The 2406-nt window shown below is 31.6% G+C and carries 4 protein-coding genes; all 4 read right to left on the reverse strand.

Translation table 11 applies throughout. The annotated features are described in order from the left end of the window. Positions 1-85: 85 nt before the first annotated feature. Positions 86-319 carry a hypothetical protein gene (locus VK998_RS02535; protein ID WP_325225119.1) on the reverse strand — a complete coding sequence of 78 codons (234 nt, stop codon included), beginning with the start codon at positions 317-319 and terminating at the stop codon, positions 86-88. Between the two features lie 2 nt (positions 320-321). Beyond that, entirely contained in the window at positions 322-987 is a 666-nt protein-coding gene (locus VK998_RS02540; RefSeq protein WP_325225122.1) for a response regulator transcription factor, read from the reverse strand. An 11-nt stretch (positions 988-998) separates the two neighbouring features. Further along, positions 999-1649 (reverse strand): phosphate signaling complex protein PhoU, encoded by a 651-nt coding sequence (gene phoU / locus VK998_RS02545; RefSeq protein ID WP_325225125.1) that lies wholly within the window; start codon positions 1647-1649, stop codon positions 999-1001. A 22-nt stretch (positions 1650-1671) separates the two neighbouring features. Beyond that, positions 1672-2406 (reverse strand): phosphate ABC transporter ATP-binding protein PstB (pstB, locus tag VK998_RS02550; protein ID WP_325225127.1); only part of this gene is annotated, 735 nt, incomplete at its 5' end.

Here is a 2406-nt window from a genome sequence, read left to right on the forward strand (position 1 = left end):
CAGCAGCACCGCCATGATCAGCACCAGGGCGAGCCGCCACGCGCGAGGGTCGGGAAGGGTGGGGTGTCTCGTCGGCATGGGGCAGTTATCCTGTCGTTGCGAATCGAATATTGGCAACTAGATAGAGGGAAATAAGAATAAATACTAAAATTCCAACTGTAACGGGAAGTATAGATAAAAATCTTGAGGTTAAATCTATATACCCCTGAGTAACATTTGAACTATATATATCGTAGAACAAAAAAGCTACAATACTTGCAGTTATAATTGCAGTAATCGTTGCAACTAAGGCTAGGTTAAAATAAATTCTTTTTTCCATAATTAATCCCCCAATTTATAACCAACATTTCTAATGGTTTGAATATATTTTCCTGCTTTTCCAAGTTTAAGTCTCAATGTTCTAATATGCACATCTATGGTTCGTGTTTCCCCCTCAAAATCAAAGTCCCATACTTTATTCATTATTTGATTTCTAGATAATACTATTTCTTGATTTTTCATTAAATAATATAGTAATTCAAATTCTTTATGGGTTAATGTTATTTCTTTGTCATCTACTGAAACCCTATATTTTTCATAATCCATAGATATTTCTTTAAAGATTAATTTTGTAGTTGTACTTTTTTTATTACTACGGCGTAAAACTGCCTTAACTCTGGAGATTAATTCCATGATACCAAAGGGTTTTTCAATATAATCATCTGCACCCATATCTAGAGATTTAACCTTATCAAATTCACTAGTTTTAGCTGTAAGCATGATTATGGGAATATCTGAAGTTCTAAAATTAGATCTTAGCTTTTTTAAAATTGTATATCCATCCTCACCGGGAAGCATAATATCTAAAATTATTAAGTCGGGAATAGGACTATCAAACAAAGTATCACCATTTTCAAAACCTACAGCTTCAAAACCATTATTATTAAGAGCATAAACCACTAACTCCCTAATACTTTCATCGTCTTCTATACAATATATTAGAGACATTTAATCAACTCCTACCATGTATAGTGCTCTCCCTTTATTGCAAAATAAACCCATTCTGCAATATTTTGAGCATGGTCACCAATCCTTTCAAAATACTTTGCAATCATCAATAGATCGATAACTTGCTCTTTAGAATCAAGATCTTCTCTTACTATATCTATTAATTCATCTTTAATTATATCAAATAATTCATCAACTTCATCATCCCATAGAATAACTTCTTTGACAAGTTTTATATCTCTTCTAACGAAGGAATCTATACTATTTTTAACCATTTTAATTGTAGTTTCAGCCATTTGGGGTATATGAATAAGCTCTTTTAAATATACTTCATTTTCAAGCCTGATAGTTATCTCTGAAATATCTGCTGCCTGATCACCTATTCTCTCCATATCAGTTATCATTTTTAAAGCAGAAGAGATAAACCTTAAATCTCCAGCAACAGGTTGCTGTTGTAACAATAATTTAAGACATCTTTGCTCGATGGTTTTTTCCATAGCATCTACTTCGTTGTCATTTTCAACTATTCTTTTTGCTAAATCTGCATCTTGTTCTACAAGAGCGGTTACAGCTGTTTTTATAGCGCTTTCAATTAAATTACCCATTTCGATTAACTCATTATTAAGCAAATCTAATTCTTTATCGAATCTACTTCTAATCATCTATATCATCCTTTCCTATTTATTACCCAAATCTACCTGTTATATAATCTTCTGTACGTTTATCTTTTGGTATAGAAAATAGCTCAACAGTCTTACCAAATTCTATTAATTCACCATTTAAAAGAAAAGCGGTTTTATCAGAGACTCTAGTTGCTTGTTGCATATTATGGGTTACTATTATTATAGTATATTCTTTTTTTAACTCTTGGATGAGCTCTTCAATTTTTGCTGTAGATATAGGATCAAGGGCAGATGTAGGTTCATCCATTAACAATACTTCTGGTTCAACAGCTAAAGCTCTTGCTATACAAATTCTTTGCTGTTGGCCGCCAGATAATCTTAAAGCATTTTTTTTAAGGACATCTTTTACTTCATTCCAAATAGCTGCAGATTTTAAACTAGTTTCAACGATCTCATCTAATTTTGTTTTGTTTTTAATTCCATGTGTTCTTGGGCCATAGGCAATATTATCATATATACTCATTGGAAAAGGATTAGGTTTTTGAAATACCATACCCACTCTTTTTCTTAGTAGATTTACATCAAAACTTTCTGCATATATATCTTCTTCATCAAGAAAAATTTCGCCTTTAATCTTACATTCTTCAACTAAATCATTCATACGGTTCAAACTCTTTAATAGAGTAGATTTGCCACAGCCGGATGGTCCTATAAGGGCTGTTATTTTATTTTTATTAATATTCATATTAATATTCTTTAGAGCATGAAAATCACCATAATATAATTCTAGATTATT

Origin of the sequence: Schnuerera sp. (assembly GCF_035459645.1) — a bacterium.
Lineage (GTDB): Bacteria > Bacillota > Clostridia > Tissierellales > Tepidimicrobiaceae > Schnuerera.